The 401-nt window shown below is 30.2% G+C and carries 1 protein-coding gene; it reads right to left on the bottom strand.

Annotation, left to right across the window (positions count from 1 at the left end; translation table 11 throughout):
- Nucleotides 1-69: 69 nt before the first annotated feature.
- The coding region (locus AC1DIH_RS28215) for a protein rep (protein ID WP_477774099.1) at nt 70-401 on the bottom strand (332 nt) is incomplete at its 5' end.

The raw sequence follows: 401 nt of genomic DNA, 5'->3' as shown, positions 1-401 counted from the left end.
CATTCGGTCTCCATATGGTATATATTTTTCTGAAATTCTTACAAAGAATATTATTATATTTAGACAACATTACAAATTTTTTAAGAAGTAATTTTGCTTTTCGAAATTCCAAATTGCCGTAATTGAATGAGCTTTTTGTTCTTCTTCTGTCGTTTTTTCTTCATCACTTGTTTGAATTAAGTTACCATCTTCGGCATCATCTAAATTCAAAAGTTTATGCTTTTTCTTAAGCAATCCACCATAACTCAACATGCGTTTTCTGTATAAACCTTGTTCTAAATCTTGAACAATTTCTGCGTCTTTTTCATGATTTCCCGTTAAATAATCAGACGACTTAACCGAGTATTTTGATGTCTCTTTAATTGCAGCTTGTATATCTTTATCGCCTTTTTTATTTGGCC

It is taken from the genome of Pseudomonas sp. 05N36 (assembly GCF_056397385.1).
This window is presented reverse-complemented; position numbering and strand designations above follow the sequence as displayed.